We start from the raw sequence: 14,997 nt of genomic DNA on the forward strand, positions 1-14,997 counted from the left end.
GATGGCAGCACTCTGGATTGCTCACGTCACCGTGACGGATGCGGACGCATATGCGAAATACGCAGAACTCGCAGGGCCTGCGATTGCCAAGCACGGCGGGGCGTTTATTGCCCGCGCTGCACGTTATGTCCAACTGGAAGGCAAAGAGCGTCCGCGCAATGTGGTCGCCAAGTTTCCGTCCGTCGAGGCCGCGGTCGAGTGCTATAATTCACCGGAGTACCAGCAGGCCCTGGACCACGCGCGCGGCGCAAGTGAGCGTGAACTGGTGGTTGTAGAAATTACCGAATAAGAATAAGCCAAGTCTGATCGGCGGGTTTCCTGCCAATCAGATCCATTCATGGGCGAAATTCAGCCGAACTGTTCACAAGTGAAGTGAACCGTATTGTGGCAGTTTTCCACCCAATCGGAATCTTCGTGATTCCAGTATCTTATTTTATTGGAATGAGAGTTATTAGGTATCTTCCCGCCTAGATTGTGGCGCTTTTTTCTCAATTCCTGCGCGAAATGGTCATATTGAGTGACGAATTTCCGCCTTTTTTCCCCTTCACTTTCGCCAAAGATTGTACAAGCGCTACCGTTTACCATTAGGTTTTTCTAATCGAATACGGTCCTGCTTGTCGTCAATCGTTGCGTAGACATAGATCGAGGTACGGGCATGAAATCGGAAGATATCGGACTCAAGGCCGCTCTCGGGCGGTTGAAGACATTTTCAGGTCGGGCAGTGGGGATTGCTGCTTTGGTTTACGGGGCCGCGGTTTTCGCGTCTCAGGCGGATGCGAGCGAGGGCAACTTCATCCGTACTCTTGCGGCGTCCCCTCCGCCTTCCGGTGCGCAGCAGTTGTGCCGACAGTACGCTTGGGCGTGCTCAAGCAAGACGTCAGTACGCATGACGTCCCAACAGGAAATGCAGATCATTGAGCGGATCAACCGTCAGGTCAACGCAACGACGCGCGCGGTTACGGATCAGACGCAATATCGCACCACCGAGCGGTGGGCTTTGCCGACAACGCGCGGCGGGGATTGCGAGGATTTTGCTCTTTTGAAGAAAAGAGATCTGATCAGGGCAGGCGTTGATCCAAACAAATTGCTGATTGCGACAGTGTTGGATACGCGCCGAAATGCACATGCAGTTCTTGTCTATCGCTCCGCTCAGGGCGATTTGGTGCTGGACAATTTGACCAACCGGATCAAACCCTGGTCGGCCACGCGGTATTTGTTCCTTCGGATGCAGGATCCGGCGAAACCCAGCCATTGGGTTGGTGTGTACGGAAGAAGTTAAAAATATCGACTGATCTATCAGGCTATGCATGGCAAAAGGGGCGACACGATAGTCGCCCCTTTGTTTGTCAGGCCGAACGTCGAGACGTTTTCGGCGTTTTTCAAGGCGTCGCCAAAAATTTCAGGCTGCTTTGCGGTTGATCGCGTCAGAGGGTGCCGCCGCTGCCATCGGCGCCGCCGCCACCGGCACCGCCGCCGCTTCCGTCGCTGCCACCGCCACCGGCTCCACCGCCGCTGCCGTCGCTGCCACCGCCGCCGTCGCCGCCACCGCTGCCATCGGCGCCGCCACCACCGGCACCGCCACCGCTTCCGTCGCTGCCACCGCCATCGTTGCCGTCGCCATTGCCGCCGCCATTGCCGTCGCCGCTATTGGAGTTTCCACCGTCATTGCTGCCGCCATTACCGCTGCCGCTGTCGGAGTTACCGCCGCCATTGCTGCCACCGTTACCATCGCCGCTGCTGGAGTTTCCGCCGCCATTACTGCCGCCGTTGCCGTCGCCGCTGCCGGAGTTACCGCCGCCGTTGCTACCGCCATTGCCATCACCGCTGCCGGAGTTTTCGCCGCCATTGCTGTCGCCGTTGCCGTCACCGCTGCCGGAATTACCGCCACCGTTGCCACCGTCGTTGCTACCACCGTTGCCGCCGCCATTGCCGCTGCCGCCATCACCACCATCGCCGGATTCACCACTTGTGCCGGATACTCCGGCACCGCCGCTGCTTTCGGACGAACCGTTGTTACCACTTGAAGAGCTTCTGTCATCGCCGTCGCTGGTTCGGTTCCTTGCAACGGTTGCCGTCGGGATATCAGTCAAAATCGCTGCGAACAGAGGACAGGCTTGCGATGTGCGGGCCAAGATATCCTCAAAGTCGGCCCGGCGCTGAATGTAGCGCAGCATCCGCTTGTCGACGACTTTGCAACTACAAAGCGTTTCGGTGGATACAGACTGCCGGGCTGTTTTAACTTTGCAAACTTCAGCCGCATGAGCCGCGCTTGTTGCCATCAGTGGGAATGTCGCGGATAAAAATACAAACGAATATAAACGGGATCTTACGCGCATAGCGCTACTCCTTTAAACTCATTACCAACACCTATTAACAAAGTAATTGTGCCACAGTTTGGACAAAAATACTTCCGTATATTGCCTGATTTGTTGGTCGAGTAACAGCGATAGACGCCGGTAGATTTGCAACCTATTGGTGAAACTGTATGAAAAACATAAGAAAAAGCCCGTCAGTACGACGGGCTTTCTTTTGATTTAGATGGTAATTCTAGAAGTAATTTTACCACGAACGCCACATTGTTTAGATTATGTAAACAGTGTCACAGACCGGTTCAGGCCGATCTTGCCATCCGTTTCCGCTCGTGCGGGTCAAGATAACGCTTGCGCAGTCGAATGGCGTTTGGAGTGACCTCAACCAGTTCGTCATCATCGATATAGGCAATCGCCTCTTCCAAGGAATACTGGATATGAGGTGTCAGGCGGACGGCGTCATCGGAACCGCTGGCGCGTACGTTGGTCAGTTTCTTGCCTTTGAGCGGGTTCACCTCAAGGTCGTTATCGCGTGAGTGTTCACCGATGACCATGCCCTGATACACGTCGGTTTGCGGAGCAACGAACATCCGGCCGCGCTCTTCCAGGTTCCACAGCGCATATGCCACGGCCTGTCCGTTTTCCATCGAGATCAAAACCCCCGCACGACGACCCGGGATCGGGCCTTTGTGGGCCGCCCAGCCGTGGAACACACGGTTCAGAACACCGGTGCCGCGCGTGTCGGTCAGGAACTCGCCGTGATATCCGATCAACCCGCGCGACGGTACATGCGCGATGATACGGGTCTTGCCAGCGCCGGCCGGGCGCATTTCGGCAAGTTCGCCTTTACGCGCGCCAGTGATCTTTTCGATCACCGAGCCTGAATATTCATCGTCGACGTCAATAGTGACTTCTTCGATGGGCTCCATGCGCTGGCCGTCTTCCTCGCGGAACAGAACCTGCGGGCGCGAGATGCTGAGCTCGAACCCTTCGCGGCGCATGTTCTCGATCAGAACGCCCATTTGCAATTCGCCGCGACCAGCGACCTCGAAGGCCTCGCCGCCGGGTGTGTCGGTGATGCGGATGGCAACGTTCGACTCGGCCTCTTTCATCAGGCGGTCGCGGATAACACGCGACTGAACTTTCTTGCCGTCCCGACCGGCCAGCGGCGAGTCGTTGATGCCGAAGGTCACGGTGATGGTTGGCGGATCGATGGGCTGTGCGGGCAGGGCTTCGTCAACCTGCGGCGAAACCAGCGAGTCGGCTACGGTTGCCTTGCTCATGCCTGCGATGGTGACGATATCGCCTGCTTCGGCCACGTCGATGGGCTGTTGGGCCAGTCCGCGGAACGCCAGGATTTTCGACGCGCGGAAGTTTTCGATCAGCGTGCCATCACGGCTCAGCGCCTTGAGGTTGTCGCCCGCTTTCAAAGTGCCGCTTTCCACACGACCGGTTAGGATGCGACCGATGAACGGATCGCTGCCCAGTGTCGTGGCCAGCATACGGAAAGGCTCATCTTTGTTTTCGACCTGCTTTGGGGCAGGGACGTGATCGACGATCAGATCGAACAGGGCGGTCAGGTCCTTGCGTGGCCCGTCCAGCTCCATATCCGCCCAGCCCGAGCGGCCCGAGGCATACATGGACGGAAAGTCCAGCTGGTCATCGTCAGCGCCGAGGTTGGCGAACAGGTCAAAGCATTCATCAAGTGCGCGGTCTGGTTCAGCGTCGGGTTTGTCTACCTTGTTCAGAACCACGATGGGACGCAGGCCCAGCGCCAACGCCTTGGACGTCACGAATTTGGTCTGCGGCATCGGGCCTTCGGCGGCGTCCACCAACAGGACAACACCGTCGACCATGCTGAGGATCCGCTCAACCTCGCCACCGAAATCGGCGTGGCCGGGGGTGTCAACGATGTTGACCCGGGTGCCTTTCCATTCGACCGAGGTCGCTTTGGCAAGGATGGTGATGCCGCGTTCGCGCTCCAGATCATTGCTATCCATGGCGCGTTCGGCCACCGCCTGGTTTTCCCGGAACGCACCGGATTGTTTGAGCAGCTCATCCACCAGGGTCGTTTTACCGTGGTCCACGTGAGCGATGATTGCGATATTGCGCAGGTCCATGAGAGGTCAGCCTTTGAACGGGAAGTTGCCGCGCGCATAACGCGGATTGACTGAATAGGCCAGCCCTAACCGGTCGTCAGTGGCCCGCTGTGCTGGAAAACAGGTGAATGATCAGGATTCCGGCCAATATCATCGCCAAACCGAGCACCGCAGGCCAGTCCAGGCGCTGACCAAAAACAATGAAGCCTATGATGGCGATCAGAACGATCCCCAAGCCTGACCAAATGGCATAGACGATGCCGACCGGCATAAATTTCAGGGTGAGGCCCAGTAAGTAAAAAGCAACTCCGTAACCCACGACAACCAAAACAGAGGGCCAAAACCGGCTGAACTGCTGGCTGGCCTGCAGCGCCGTTGTGCCAATTGTTTCGGCGAAAACCGCCAGCAATAGGATGAGATAGGCTTTGGGCACGGCAGGTCTCGATTCAGTTGCAGTTGGGGAGGTTGACCACAAAATCCCAATTCACGACAAGGGGAATGTGAATGGATATTGGGAAAAGTTCTGTGTCGGAAGAACCGGGACTGCCCACCGAAGAGGTCAGGATAACCATACTATTTCAAAGAGAAAAATTCTGATAGGAAATGGGTGGTTTTTAGTTTTCTTTTATGAGTTTTCAATGACGAAATTTGCGATATCCGTGATCGTTGCTTCGGCATTCATAGTGGCGCTTGGGTGGCTTGCGGGCGGGGGGTCCGTCGACATAAACGCAGCCAGTGGTGTTGAGCGGTTTGAAAGTTTTCAGGTTTAAGTGCCTGCCGGAACGATTGGAAAAGGGGCTTTTGCGCCCCTTTTTCTATTGGCTCAACCGACAGTGTTTTCTGAAAAATACGTGCTCAGTTTCGGTCGCAACCATGACCACAGCGCTGGTGCACCGCGATTGATCGGGATTCCCACACGGCGTTCGATCTGGGCAAACGTCACGTTGTAATCGACCCAGGACCCGCCACCTGTTTCAAGGTTCCCGATCGGGGTTTGAAACCGATCGATCGCCTTGGCAAATCGCGCGTCTGGCGACTCGGCGGCTTCGAACTCCTCCCATAGCGTCCGGAAGGCGTGCTGCGGTGCCTCGGGCAACAACCCGAACAACCTGTCGGCTGCTGCCTTTTCCTCGGCTTCTTGTGCGGCGTGGTCGACTTGACCGTGGATGGGGTGATCTCCGGCATCAATTTCGACGATGTCATGCAGCAGAAGCATTTTCAGGACTTGGTCCAGCGATACACCGGGCTGCGCGTATTCCGACAACACCCAAGCAAACAGCATGATGTGCCAGGAATGTTCGGCCGAGTTTTCAAACCGATCATCAGACAACAGGCGTGAGGCGCGGTAAACGGACTTCAGGCGGTCTGCCTCAGTCAGAAAAGCCAGCCGTTCAGAAAACGCAGTTTCGGGCGTTGACTGCGCGTGCAGCATGGCGCTGGCCAGAGCGTGTGCTTGGGGGAATTCCCGTGCCAAATACGCGGCGCGACCACTGCAGAGGTTTTCCCGCGCTACTTCAACATGATCCGGGTTGGGGGTTGGCGAACACAAGACTTGAAACAGCGGTTGGCATCGGTCCAGATACTTGGCGAATTTCGCGTCCGGCGTCGCGTCGGCCTCGAACTCTTCCCACAGGGCTTGAAACGCAGACGTCTGATCGTCCGGCAAGAGACTAAACAACTCGTCCGCCGCCGCGCGCTCGGCGCGTTCCACGGCGTTCCAATCGGTTTCCAGGTGAATGGGGTGATCGCCGACGATGATCTCGACCAGATCGTGCAACAGCAGCATGCGTATGACGCGGTTGATGTTAACGTCGTCACCCGCCAACGGCTCCATCGTTAATGCCCATAAGGCCAGGTGCCAGCTGTGTTCTGCAGAGTTTTCAGGGCGGGACCGATCCAGGAGCGCATTGGCGCGATCGACCGACTTCAGCCTGTCCGCGCGTTTCAGGAATTCAAGTTGCGCGGACAGTCTTTCAGTCATTTCTTTTCAATCGCTTTCACCTGGGATCGATGTTTGGTCAGTGCGTCGATGACAAACTTGCGCGCCTTGCGTTCAGCAATGCGTACACGCATTTCGGTCAAAAAGGCCTCTTCCAAGGTCTGGGAGGAGGCGCCCAAAAGCTCTCCCACCTCGACAAAGAAACGATCATTGCCGGTTTCGTCCATCACCTTCATTGTGTCCTCGGCCAGTTTGGCCGCAAGTGTTGTGATGGTATTCGACATTAGCGCGTGTTCTCGGTCAGGCGACGCTTCACATAGTCACTGACATCGGTGATCAGCGTGTCCATGTGACGGTCCTGGAAGAAGTGATCAGCACCCTCAACCTCGTTATGGGTGATGGTAATGCCCTTTTGTTCGTGCAGTTTGTTGACCAGCGACGTGGTGTCGGCGGGCGGGGCCACACGGTCGGACGAGCCGTTGATGATCAGGCCGGACGAAGGGCAGGGGGCCAAGAACGAGAAGTCATACATGTTGGCTGGTGGCGACACGCTGATAAAGCCCGTAATTTCTGGGCGGCGCATCAGCAGCTGCATTCCGATCCAGGCACCGAACGAGAAGCCGGCAACCCAGCAGTGCTTGGAGTTGTTGTTCATCGACTGCAGATAATCCAGCGCTGACGCTGCATCGCTCAGCTCACCGATGCCCTGATCGTATTCGCCCTGGCTGCGGCCCACGCCGCGGAAGTTAAAGCGCAACACGGTAAAGCCCATGTTGTAAAACGCATAGTGCAGATTATAGACCACCTTGTTGTTCATGGTCCCGCCGAATTGTGGATGCGGGTGCAGCACGATGGCAATCGGTGCGTCTTTTTCCTTTTGCGGGTGGTAGCGGCCTTCCAGGCGGCCTTCGGGTCCGGGAAAAATCACCTCGGGCATGTGTGCTTTGGTCCTGTCTTTTTCTTCCTGATGCCACGATATACTTGACGGTAATCGTAAGGCACTTTAGAACGGTTCTAATTATGATGCTTTGCGCAAGGCGCTGCCTGTCGGAGATACGCACTGGCGGCGGCGGCGTCAATGTTTTCGCTTATAACCTGCCATGAGGGAAAGACAATGAAGCTTTCGACAAAGGGTCGTTACGCGATGGTTGCACTGGCTGATATTGCTCTACAGCCCTCGGATCGCCTGGTGACGCTTAGCGAAATTTCCGAACGTCAGGATGTCTCGCTTCCATATCTCGAGCAGCTTTTCGTTAAATTGCGTCGGGCTGAACTGGTTTCGTCCGTGCGTGGACCGGGCGGTGGGTATCGTCTGGCGCGGCCCGCTTCTGAGATTCGGGTGGTTGAAGTTCTGGCGGCTGTGGATGAAACCGTGGACGCGCTGCAAAAAGGTGCCGGGGCATCCGGGGCATCCTCGGGCAGCCGGGCGCAGTCTTTGACCAACCGTCTTTGGGAAGGTCTTAGTGCGCATGTTTACGTCTTTTTGCACCAGACGCGCTTGTCCGACGTGATCAAGAACGACCTGGCCCCGTGTCCCGCAGTTCCCAGTCTGTTTTCTATCGTTGATGAGTGACCCGATGCCGATTGCCTTTGGGGTTTCATTTCTGCTTTGCATCCAAGAAAAGATGTATCCATGAATCGTGTTTATCTGGATCATAACGCAACTACACCGCTGCGCCCCGAGGCGCGCGACGCCATGGTGGCAGCGATGGATTTGTGCGGGAACCCCTCATCTGTTCACGCCGAAGGCCGCGCGGCCAAGGCTTTGATCGAACGGGCAAGGGCGCAGGTTGCAGCCGCATTTGGTGCGGATGGGGCAGACGTTGTGTTTACCTCAGGTTCGACCGAAGGTGCCGCGTTGACATTGGCCAATCGTGATTTGCACGGGTCCGCGATTGAGCATGACGCGATCAGATCATGGATCACCGAAGACTTGACCACGTCGCAATCCGGTCAGGTGGACGTGTCAAACCCCCAGCAGTCGACCCTGCAATTGGCGAATTCCGAGACGGGGATTGTCCAATCGTTGCCAAACGGATTGGCGGTGACAGACGCGACACAGGCCTTTGGCAAATTGCCGGTGGCTTTTAATTGGCTGGGCGTCCAGATGGCGTTGATTTCGGCCCATAAGCTGGGCGGCCCGAAAGGTATTGGCGCGGTGGTGATGAAACGTGGCACTGAACTGCCTGCAATGATCAAAGGCGGTGGGCAAGAGATGGGCCGGCGGTCAGGCACCGAAAATGTCATTGGAATCGCGGGGTTCGGGGCGGCAGCTGAAGCTGCGGCGCGGGATCTTTCAAATGGTATCTGGGAACAGGTTCGTGAATTTAGAAATATTCTAGAAAATGCCCTTGAGGCTGGTTCTAAATCTACTATTTTTGTCGGGAAAGGTCAGGACCGCCTTCCGAATACCTCGTGTTTCGCAATCCCCGGCTGGAAGGGCGAAACGCAGGTCATGCAGATGGATCTGGCAGGTTTTGCTATCAGTGCAGGTTCTGCCTGTTCCAGCGGCAAGGTCCGGGCAAGCGCGGTGCTGACCGCGATGGGTTTTGATGAGGTCACAGCAGCAAGCGCCATCCGCGTGTCTCTGGGACCTTTGACCACTGAAGAAGATGTGCTGCGTTTCGCCGAAACGTGGCTTGAAAAAGAAAAGAAGCATCGCGCGCGCGCCGCGTGATCTGACGGAGGTGTCATATGGCCGCTTTGGACCAGACCCAGGTAAAAGAGGGTGTCGATCAAGAAACCGTGGACGCGGTACGCGAGGTCAGTACCTACAAATACGGTTGGGATACCGATATCGAGATGGAGTACGCGCCCAAGGGCGTGAACCCGGGTATCGTCCGGCTGATCTCGGAAAAGAATGAAGAGCCCGAATGGATGACCGAATGGCGTCTGGCGGCCTTCGAACGCTGGACCAAGATGGACGAGCCGAACTGGGCTATGGTCCACTACCCCAAGATCGACTTTCAGGACCAGTATTACTATGCCCGTCCCAAGTCGATGGAGGAGAAGCCGAAGTCGCTGGACGAGGTCGATCCAAAGCTGCTGGCTACTTACGAAAAGCTGGGTATCCCGCTGAAAGAACAGATGATTCTCGCCGGTGTCGAGGGTGCCGAGGATATGCCTGCCGAAGGTCGCAAGGTGGCCGTGGATGCGGTGTTCGACTCGGTTTCGGTTGGCACGACCTTTCAGGACGAACTGGCCAAACACGGCGTGATCTTCTGTTCGATCTCAGAGGCGATCAGGGAACACCCTGAACTGGTCAAGAAGTACCTTGGCACAGTGGTCCCCGTCTCAGACAACTTCTACGCCACGCTGAACTCGGCCGTGTTCTCGGATGGCTCGTTTGTCTACATCCCGCCAGGCGTGCGCTGCCCGATGGAACTGAGCACCTACTTCCGCATCAACGCGGAAAACACGGGTCAGTTCGAACGCACACTGATTATCGCGGACAAAGGTTCTTACGTTTCGTATTTGGAAGGCTGCACCGCGCCGCAGCGCGATACAGCTCAGCTGCACGCCGCTGTCGTTGAAATCATCATCGAAGAAGATGCCGAGGTGAAATACTCGACCGTTCAAAACTGGTTCCCCGGGGATGAAAACGGCAAGGGCGGTATCTACAACTTCGTGACCAAGCGCGCCGATTGCCGGGGTGATCGGTCCAAGGTGATGTGGACCCAAGTGGAAACCGGATCTGCCGTGACCTGGAAGTACCCTTCCTGCATCCTGCGCGGTGACGAAAGCCAGGGTGAGTTCTACTCGATCGCCATTACCAACAACATGCAGCAAGCCGATACCGGCACCAAAATGGTGCATTTGGGCAAGAACACCAAGTCGCGCATCGTGTCCAAAGGGATCAGCGCGGGTAAAGCGCAAAACACCTATCGTGGTCTGGTTTCGATGCACCCCAAGGCGAAGGACAGCCGCAACTACACCCAGTGCGACAGCTTGCTGATCGGTGATAAATGCGGGGCCCATACGGTGCCGTATATCGAGGTTCGCAACAATTCATCGCGCGTGGAGCATGAGGCGACGACATCCAAGGTAGATGACGATCAACTGTTCTACTGCCGTCAGCGCGGCATGGACGAGGAAGAAGCCGTGGCGCTGGTCGTTAACGGGTTCTGCAAGGACGTCCTGCAGGCGCTGCCGATGGAGTTTGCCATGGAAGCGCAGCAGTTGGTGGCCATCAGCCTTGAAGGATCAGTGGGTTAACCCCGCCTTCCTCTGAATTTAGAACATATCGGGGCCGGATGGCCCCTTGCGGTACGCAAAAGGACAAAAAATGCTGGAAATCAAAAACCTGCACGTGAAACTTGAGGAAGAAGAAAAGCAAATCCTTAAAGGTGTCGACCTGACCGTCGAGGCCGGAAAGGTGCATGCGATCATGGGGCCGAACGGCTCGGGCAAGTCGACGCTCAGCTATGTGCTGTCGGGCCGCGATGGGTACGAAGTGACCGAAGGCTCGGCCACGCTGGAAGGTGCGGACCTGTTGGAGATGGAGCCGGAAGAGCGCGCTGCAGCGGGTATCTTTTTGGCGTTCCAGTACCCCGTGGAAATCCCGGGCGTTGGTAACATGACCTTCCTGCGCACAGCCGTGAACGCACAGCGCAAGGCGCGGGGCGAAGATGAACTGTCGGCGGCTGATTTCCTGAAGGAAGTGCGGGCCAAGGCAAAATCGCTGAAAATCGACGCGGACATGCTCAAGCGTCCAGTAAACGTTGGCTTCTCAGGCGGTGAGAAGAAGCGGAACGAAATCCTGCAGATGGCGATGCTGGAACCCAAGATGTGCATCCTGGACGAAACGGATTCGGGTCTGGACGTCGATGCGATGAAACTGGTGGCTGAAGGCGTGAACGCGTTGCGTGATGAAGGTCGTGGTTTCCTGGTCATCACCCACTATCAGCGCCTGCTGGACCACATAAAACCCGATGTCGTGCACATCATGGCAGACGGTCGCATCGTTAAAACCGGCGGTCCCGAACTGGCGTTGGAAGTTGAAAACAACGGCTATGCCGACATCCTGGCCGAGGTGAACTGATGGCTTTGCCCGAAGTAAAACAAACCGCGACCGAGGCGCGGCTGGCCACGCTGACCATGCCCGATGCCGGGTGCACCCGTGCCGCGCGCGAAGACGCGCTGGCGCGTGTGCTGGAAATGGGTCTGCCGGGTCGGCGCGACGAGTATTGGAAGTACACGCGCCCCGACACGCTGATCTCGGCCGAACAGCCGCATGCCGCTTTGTTCCGCTCAGACGAACCGCTACTGTTTGGCAATCTCAACCGATTGAAGATCGTTTTCATCGACGGTGTGTTCAGCGCCGAAGAGTCGGATGATCTAGAGCTGGAAGGTGTCAATATCGACCGGATCGAGGATATCTGCTGCAAGGATATCCACTGGGCGAAAGAGTTGTACGGCGTTCTGGAATCGCGCGGGCAATCCCCGGTTCAGCGGCCGTTGGCTGCTTTGAATACGGCCTTTGCCGCAGATGGCGTTGCGATCCACGTCACCGGCAAACCGACCAAGCCGATCAGCCTGATCTATCGCCATGCATCCGAAACTTCGGACGCCATGCTGCATCACATCATCCGTGTCGAAAGCGGGGCTGAGGTGACGATACTGGAAAACGGCCCGGCAGCGTCGCGGTTCAACAAATGTATCGAGATCGACATCGCCGATGGCGGTACGTTGCATCACGTACGCGCGCAGGGCAGGGACCACGAACGTTGCGCTGCGACTCACATGTTCACGCGGCTGGGACGGGAATCTGTCTTTAAGTCCTTCACGCTGACAGTGAATGGAGTTTTGACACGCAACGAACAGGTGATCGAACTGACCGGCGATGACGCTATTGCTCATGTGGCAGGCGCCTGCGTAGGTGATGGTGATTTCCACCATGACGACACGGTTTTCGTTACGCATGACGCGGTGAACTGTGAGAGCCGTCAGGTCTTTAAGAAAGTTCTGCGCAACGGCGCGACCGGCGTGTTCCAAGGCAAGATCCTGGTCAAGGAAGGCGCACAGAAGACTGACGGGTATCAGATCAGCCAGTCCTTGCTGCTGGATGATGACAGCCAGTTCCTCGCCAAGCCCGAACTTGAGATCTATGCCGACGATGTTGCGTGTTCGCACGGCTCGACCTCGGGTGCGATTGATGAGACGGCGCTGTTCTACCTGCGTTCGCGTGGGGTTTCAGTGAAGGACGCCACCAATATGCTGACGCTGGCATTTTTGGCCGAAGCCGTCGATGAGATCGAGGATGAGGTATTGTCAGAGGCCATTGTGAACCGCCTTGAAGGCTGGCTGTCGCGACACATCTGATGCCTTTGACCTCGGATATCGTGGCCACCTATCGGGGGCCGGGTCGTGTCGTGCGACGGCTTCTTGATCTTGGCCCGCGAGAGGACAGGGCGCTGATGTTTGTCATGGCGTTTTGCATCGTTGCATTCATCGCGCAATTGCCCAGCCTTGCGCGACGCGCGCATATCGAAGGGTTGGAGCTGGATATGTTAATGGGCGGTGCCTTGATGGGCACTGTCATTATCCTGCCTCTGTTTTTCTACCTGCTGGCCTTTGTCTCATACGGCGCGGCCCGGCTGGTCGGCGGCCAGGGAACGTCTTATGGCGCAAGATTGGCGTTGTTTTGGGCGCTATTGTCCTCAACACCTCTGGTTTTGTTGAATGGTTTGGTCGGTGGTTTCATAGGATCTGGCCCGGCCCTGACACTCGTCGGGATCGTCTGGTTCGCAGTTTTCCTGTGGTTCTGGCTGGCAGGTCTCAGTCAAGCGCAAAGGCGGCAAGAATGAATCCCACTGGCTTTGTCGATCTTGCGATCTTGACCCTGACACACCCCGCCCAAGCGGCCCGACGCCTTTTGGACATGCGGCCGGGGCGTGAAATCCTATGGCTGGCTTTCTTTCTGGCTGTGGTGCTGAACGGCCTTGTGCAACTGGGTATTGATCACTTGATTCCGGTCCCCAATGGTGAATCCGTACCCCCACCTACGCCGGTGTTCCTGGGTCTGGTCCGATCTGCGGGCGCCATGTTGCTCAGCGTCGGGGCATTCCTGTTCGTGGGGCGGTTACTGGGTGGCCGTGCAACATTCGATGACATTCTGACGCTGACGATCTGGCTGCAATACCTTCAGATCGCTGCGATGGTTATCACGCTGGTCATCACCATCGTGCTGCCGTTTTTGATGCTGATGTTTTTGCTGGCCACGGCGATTATCAGCCTTTACGTCACGCTCCATTTTCTGAATGAAGCGCATCAGTTCGGTTCGCTTGCTAAATCCTTCGGGGTCATCGTGTTATCTGCTTTGATTGCAGTGCCCTTTGTCCTCGCATTAACGCCCGGCGGCCCCGTATAGGGAATAAAAGACCATGTATGACGTGCAGAAAATCCGCTCAGATTTTCCAATCCTGTCTCGGGAAGTGAACGGCAAGCCGTTGACCTATCTGGACAATGGCGCATCGGCGCAAAAACCGCAGGTCGTGATTGATGCGGTAACACGGGCATATTCCGAAGAATACGCGAATGTTCACCGCGGCCTGCACTACCTGTCCAATCTTGCAACCGAGAAATACGAATCCGTTCGCGGAACCATCGCCCGTTTTCTGGGCGCGGCGGACGAGGATGAGATTGTCTTGAACTCGGGCACGACCGAGGGGATCAACCTGGTCGCCTATGGCTGGGCCATGCCGCGCATGGAGGCCGGAGATGAGATCGTGCTGAGCGTGATGGAACACCACGCCAATATCGTTCCCTGGCATTTCCTGCGTGAACGTCAGGGCGTCGTCCTGAAATGGGTCGACGTGAACGCGGACGGAGGGCTTGACCCGCAGGCCGTGATCGACGCGATCGGTCCCAAGACCAAGCTGGTTGCAGTGACGCAGTGTTCGAACGTGTTGGGCACGGTGGTCGACGTCAAAGCGATCACGGAAGGCGCGCACGCGAAAGGCGTACCGGTGTTGGTCGATGGCAGTCAGGGCGCCGTGCACATGCCTGTCAACGTCGCCGACATCGGATGCGATTTCTATGCAATCACCGGTCACAAGCTTTACGGCCCTTCGGGGTCGGGTGCGATTTACATCAAATCCGAACGCATGGCCGAGATGCGCCCCTTTATCGGTGGCGGCGATATGATCAAAGAGGTCAGCAAGGACCAGGTGATCTACAACGACCCGCCAATGAAGTTCGAGGCCGGAACGCCCGGTATTGTCCAAACCATCGGTCTGGGTGTTGCGCTGGATTACATGATGGATCTGGGGATGGAAAATATCGCCGCTCATGAGGCCGGGTTGCGCGACTATGCCATGCAGAAACTGACCGGTCTGAATTGGTTGCAGGTTCAGGGCACACGCCCGGACAAGGCCGCGATCTTCAGCTTTACGATGGACGGGGCCGGGCACGCACATGATGTCTCGACCATTCTGGACAAGAAAGGCGTGGCTGTTCGTGCCGGGCACCATTGCGCTGGTCCTCTTATGGATTTCTACGGTGTCACGGCGACTTGCCGCGCAAGCTTTGGTCTGTACAACACCACGGACGAGGTCGACATACTGATCGACGCGCTGGAATTGGCACATGATTTGTTTGCGTGAAACCTGGCCGATCCGGAAAGATTTGCAGTTGCACCCGGATCGGAACA

General features: G+C 56.8%; 17 protein-coding genes. 11 read left to right on the top strand and 6 right to left on the bottom strand.

Annotated features, from left to right (window positions below; translation table 11 throughout):
- Position 1: 1 nt before the first annotated feature.
- Together AC2FGC_RS01150 and AC2FGC_RS01155 are read left to right on the top strand one after the other, a co-directional pair.
- Positions 2-289 (top strand): DUF1330 domain-containing protein, encoded by a 288-nt coding sequence (locus AC2FGC_RS01150; protein ID WP_472723800.1) that lies wholly within the window; start codon positions 2-4, stop codon positions 287-289.
- Positions 290-655: 366 nt separating this feature from the next.
- A complete protein-coding gene (locus AC2FGC_RS01155; RefSeq protein ID WP_496727097.1) occupies positions 656-1,279 on the top strand; it encodes a transglutaminase-like cysteine peptidase in 624 nt (207 codons plus the stop codon).
- Between the two features lie 145 nt (positions 1,280-1,424).
- Here the strand turns inward: AC2FGC_RS01155 and AC2FGC_RS01160 are convergent, their stop codons facing one another.
- The 3 genes from AC2FGC_RS01160 to AC2FGC_RS01170 form a co-directional block, all read right to left on the bottom strand.
- Positions 1,425-2,174, bottom strand: coding sequence for a hypothetical protein (locus AC2FGC_RS01160; protein WP_496781308.1), 750 nt, complete (start codon positions 2,172-2,174; stop codon positions 1,425-1,427).
- A 437-nt stretch (positions 2,175-2,611) separates the two neighbouring features.
- Positions 2,612-4,429, bottom strand: a complete 1,818-nt coding sequence (gene typA / locus AC2FGC_RS01165) for a translational GTPase TypA (RefSeq protein WP_496722944.1) — start codon at positions 4,427-4,429, stop codon at positions 2,612-2,614.
- A 76-nt stretch (positions 4,430-4,505) separates the two neighbouring features.
- A complete protein-coding gene (locus AC2FGC_RS01170; RefSeq protein WP_282151243.1) occupies positions 4,506-4,841 on the bottom strand; it encodes a DMT family transporter in 336 nt (111 codons plus the stop codon).
- A gap of 205 nt (positions 4,842-5,046) precedes the next feature.
- On the opposite strand from AC2FGC_RS01170, the gene AC2FGC_RS01175 reads away from it, so the two are divergent.
- Positions 5,047-5,178, top strand: coding sequence for a hypothetical protein (locus tag AC2FGC_RS01175; protein WP_472723796.1), 132 nt, complete (start codon positions 5,047-5,049; stop codon positions 5,176-5,178).
- 53 nt (positions 5,179-5,231) lie between these two features.
- On the opposite strand, the gene AC2FGC_RS01180 is transcribed toward AC2FGC_RS01175, so the two are convergent.
- The 3 genes from AC2FGC_RS01180 to AC2FGC_RS01190 are packed head-to-tail and all read right to left on the bottom strand — an operon-like array spanning position 5,232 to position 7,284.
- Positions 5,232-6,389 (bottom strand): HD domain-containing protein, encoded by a 1,158-nt coding sequence (locus AC2FGC_RS01180; protein ID WP_496722942.1) that lies wholly within the window; start codon positions 6,387-6,389, stop codon positions 5,232-5,234.
- Positions 6,386-6,631, bottom strand: coding sequence for a hypothetical protein (locus AC2FGC_RS01185; RefSeq protein WP_058271680.1), 246 nt, complete (start codon positions 6,629-6,631; stop codon positions 6,386-6,388). The genes AC2FGC_RS01180 and AC2FGC_RS01185 overlap by 4 nt, the downstream gene beginning before the upstream one ends.
- Positions 6,631-7,284: an alpha/beta hydrolase gene (locus AC2FGC_RS01190; RefSeq protein ID WP_058271679.1), complete on the bottom strand. Its 654-nt coding sequence runs from the start codon at positions 7,282-7,284 to the stop codon at positions 6,631-6,633. The genes AC2FGC_RS01185 and AC2FGC_RS01190 overlap by 1 nt, the downstream gene beginning before the upstream one ends.
- A 177-nt stretch (positions 7,285-7,461) precedes the next feature.
- Between AC2FGC_RS01190 and iscR the strand changes: the two genes are divergently transcribed.
- The 8 genes from iscR to AC2FGC_RS01230 all read left to right on the top strand — a co-directional run bounded on the left by iscR (position 7,462) and on the right by AC2FGC_RS01230 (position 14,950).
- Positions 7,462-7,920: a Fe-S cluster assembly transcriptional regulator IscR gene (gene iscR, locus AC2FGC_RS01195; RefSeq protein ID WP_058271678.1), complete on the top strand. Its 459-nt coding sequence runs from the start codon at positions 7,462-7,464 to the stop codon at positions 7,918-7,920.
- 60 nt (positions 7,921-7,980) lie between these two features.
- Entirely contained in the window at positions 7,981-9,024 is a 1,044-nt protein-coding gene (locus AC2FGC_RS01200) for a cysteine desulfurase family protein (protein ID WP_496781309.1), read from the top strand.
- 17 nt (positions 9,025-9,041) lie between these two features.
- On the top strand, positions 9,042-10,562 hold the full coding sequence (sufB, locus tag AC2FGC_RS01205) for a Fe-S cluster assembly protein SufB (protein ID WP_496781310.1): 1,521 nt from the start codon (positions 9,042-9,044) through the stop codon (positions 10,560-10,562).
- 70 nt (positions 10,563-10,632) lie between these two features.
- Positions 10,633-11,388 carry a Fe-S cluster assembly ATPase SufC gene (gene sufC / locus AC2FGC_RS01210; protein ID WP_496722939.1) on the top strand — a complete coding sequence of 252 codons (756 nt, stop codon included), beginning with the start codon at positions 10,633-10,635 and terminating at the stop codon, positions 11,386-11,388.
- Entirely contained in the window at positions 11,388-12,668 is a 1,281-nt protein-coding gene (locus tag AC2FGC_RS01215; RefSeq protein ID WP_496781311.1) for a SufB/SufD family protein, read from the top strand. The genes sufC and AC2FGC_RS01215 overlap by 1 nt, the downstream gene beginning before the upstream one ends.
- The gene (locus AC2FGC_RS01220; protein WP_058277968.1) at positions 12,668-13,153 is read left to right on the top strand and encodes a YIP1 family protein; all 486 of its coding nucleotides are present in this window, start codon (positions 12,668-12,670) and stop codon (positions 13,151-13,153) included. Before AC2FGC_RS01215 ends, AC2FGC_RS01220 begins: the two co-directional genes overlap by 1 nt.
- Positions 13,150-13,716 carry a Yip1 family protein gene (locus AC2FGC_RS01225; RefSeq protein WP_496722935.1) on the top strand — a complete coding sequence of 189 codons (567 nt, stop codon included), beginning with the start codon at positions 13,150-13,152 and terminating at the stop codon, positions 13,714-13,716. The genes AC2FGC_RS01220 and AC2FGC_RS01225 overlap by 4 nt, the downstream gene beginning before the upstream one ends.
- Before the next feature lie 13 nt (positions 13,717-13,729).
- The gene (locus tag AC2FGC_RS01230; protein ID WP_496722933.1) at positions 13,730-14,950 is read left to right on the top strand and encodes a cysteine desulfurase; all 1,221 of its coding nucleotides are present in this window, start codon (positions 13,730-13,732) and stop codon (positions 14,948-14,950) included.
- Positions 14,951-14,997 lie beyond the last annotated feature (47 nt).

The sequence above is a fragment of the Ruegeria sp. CDSC054 genome, from assembly GCF_059610645.1.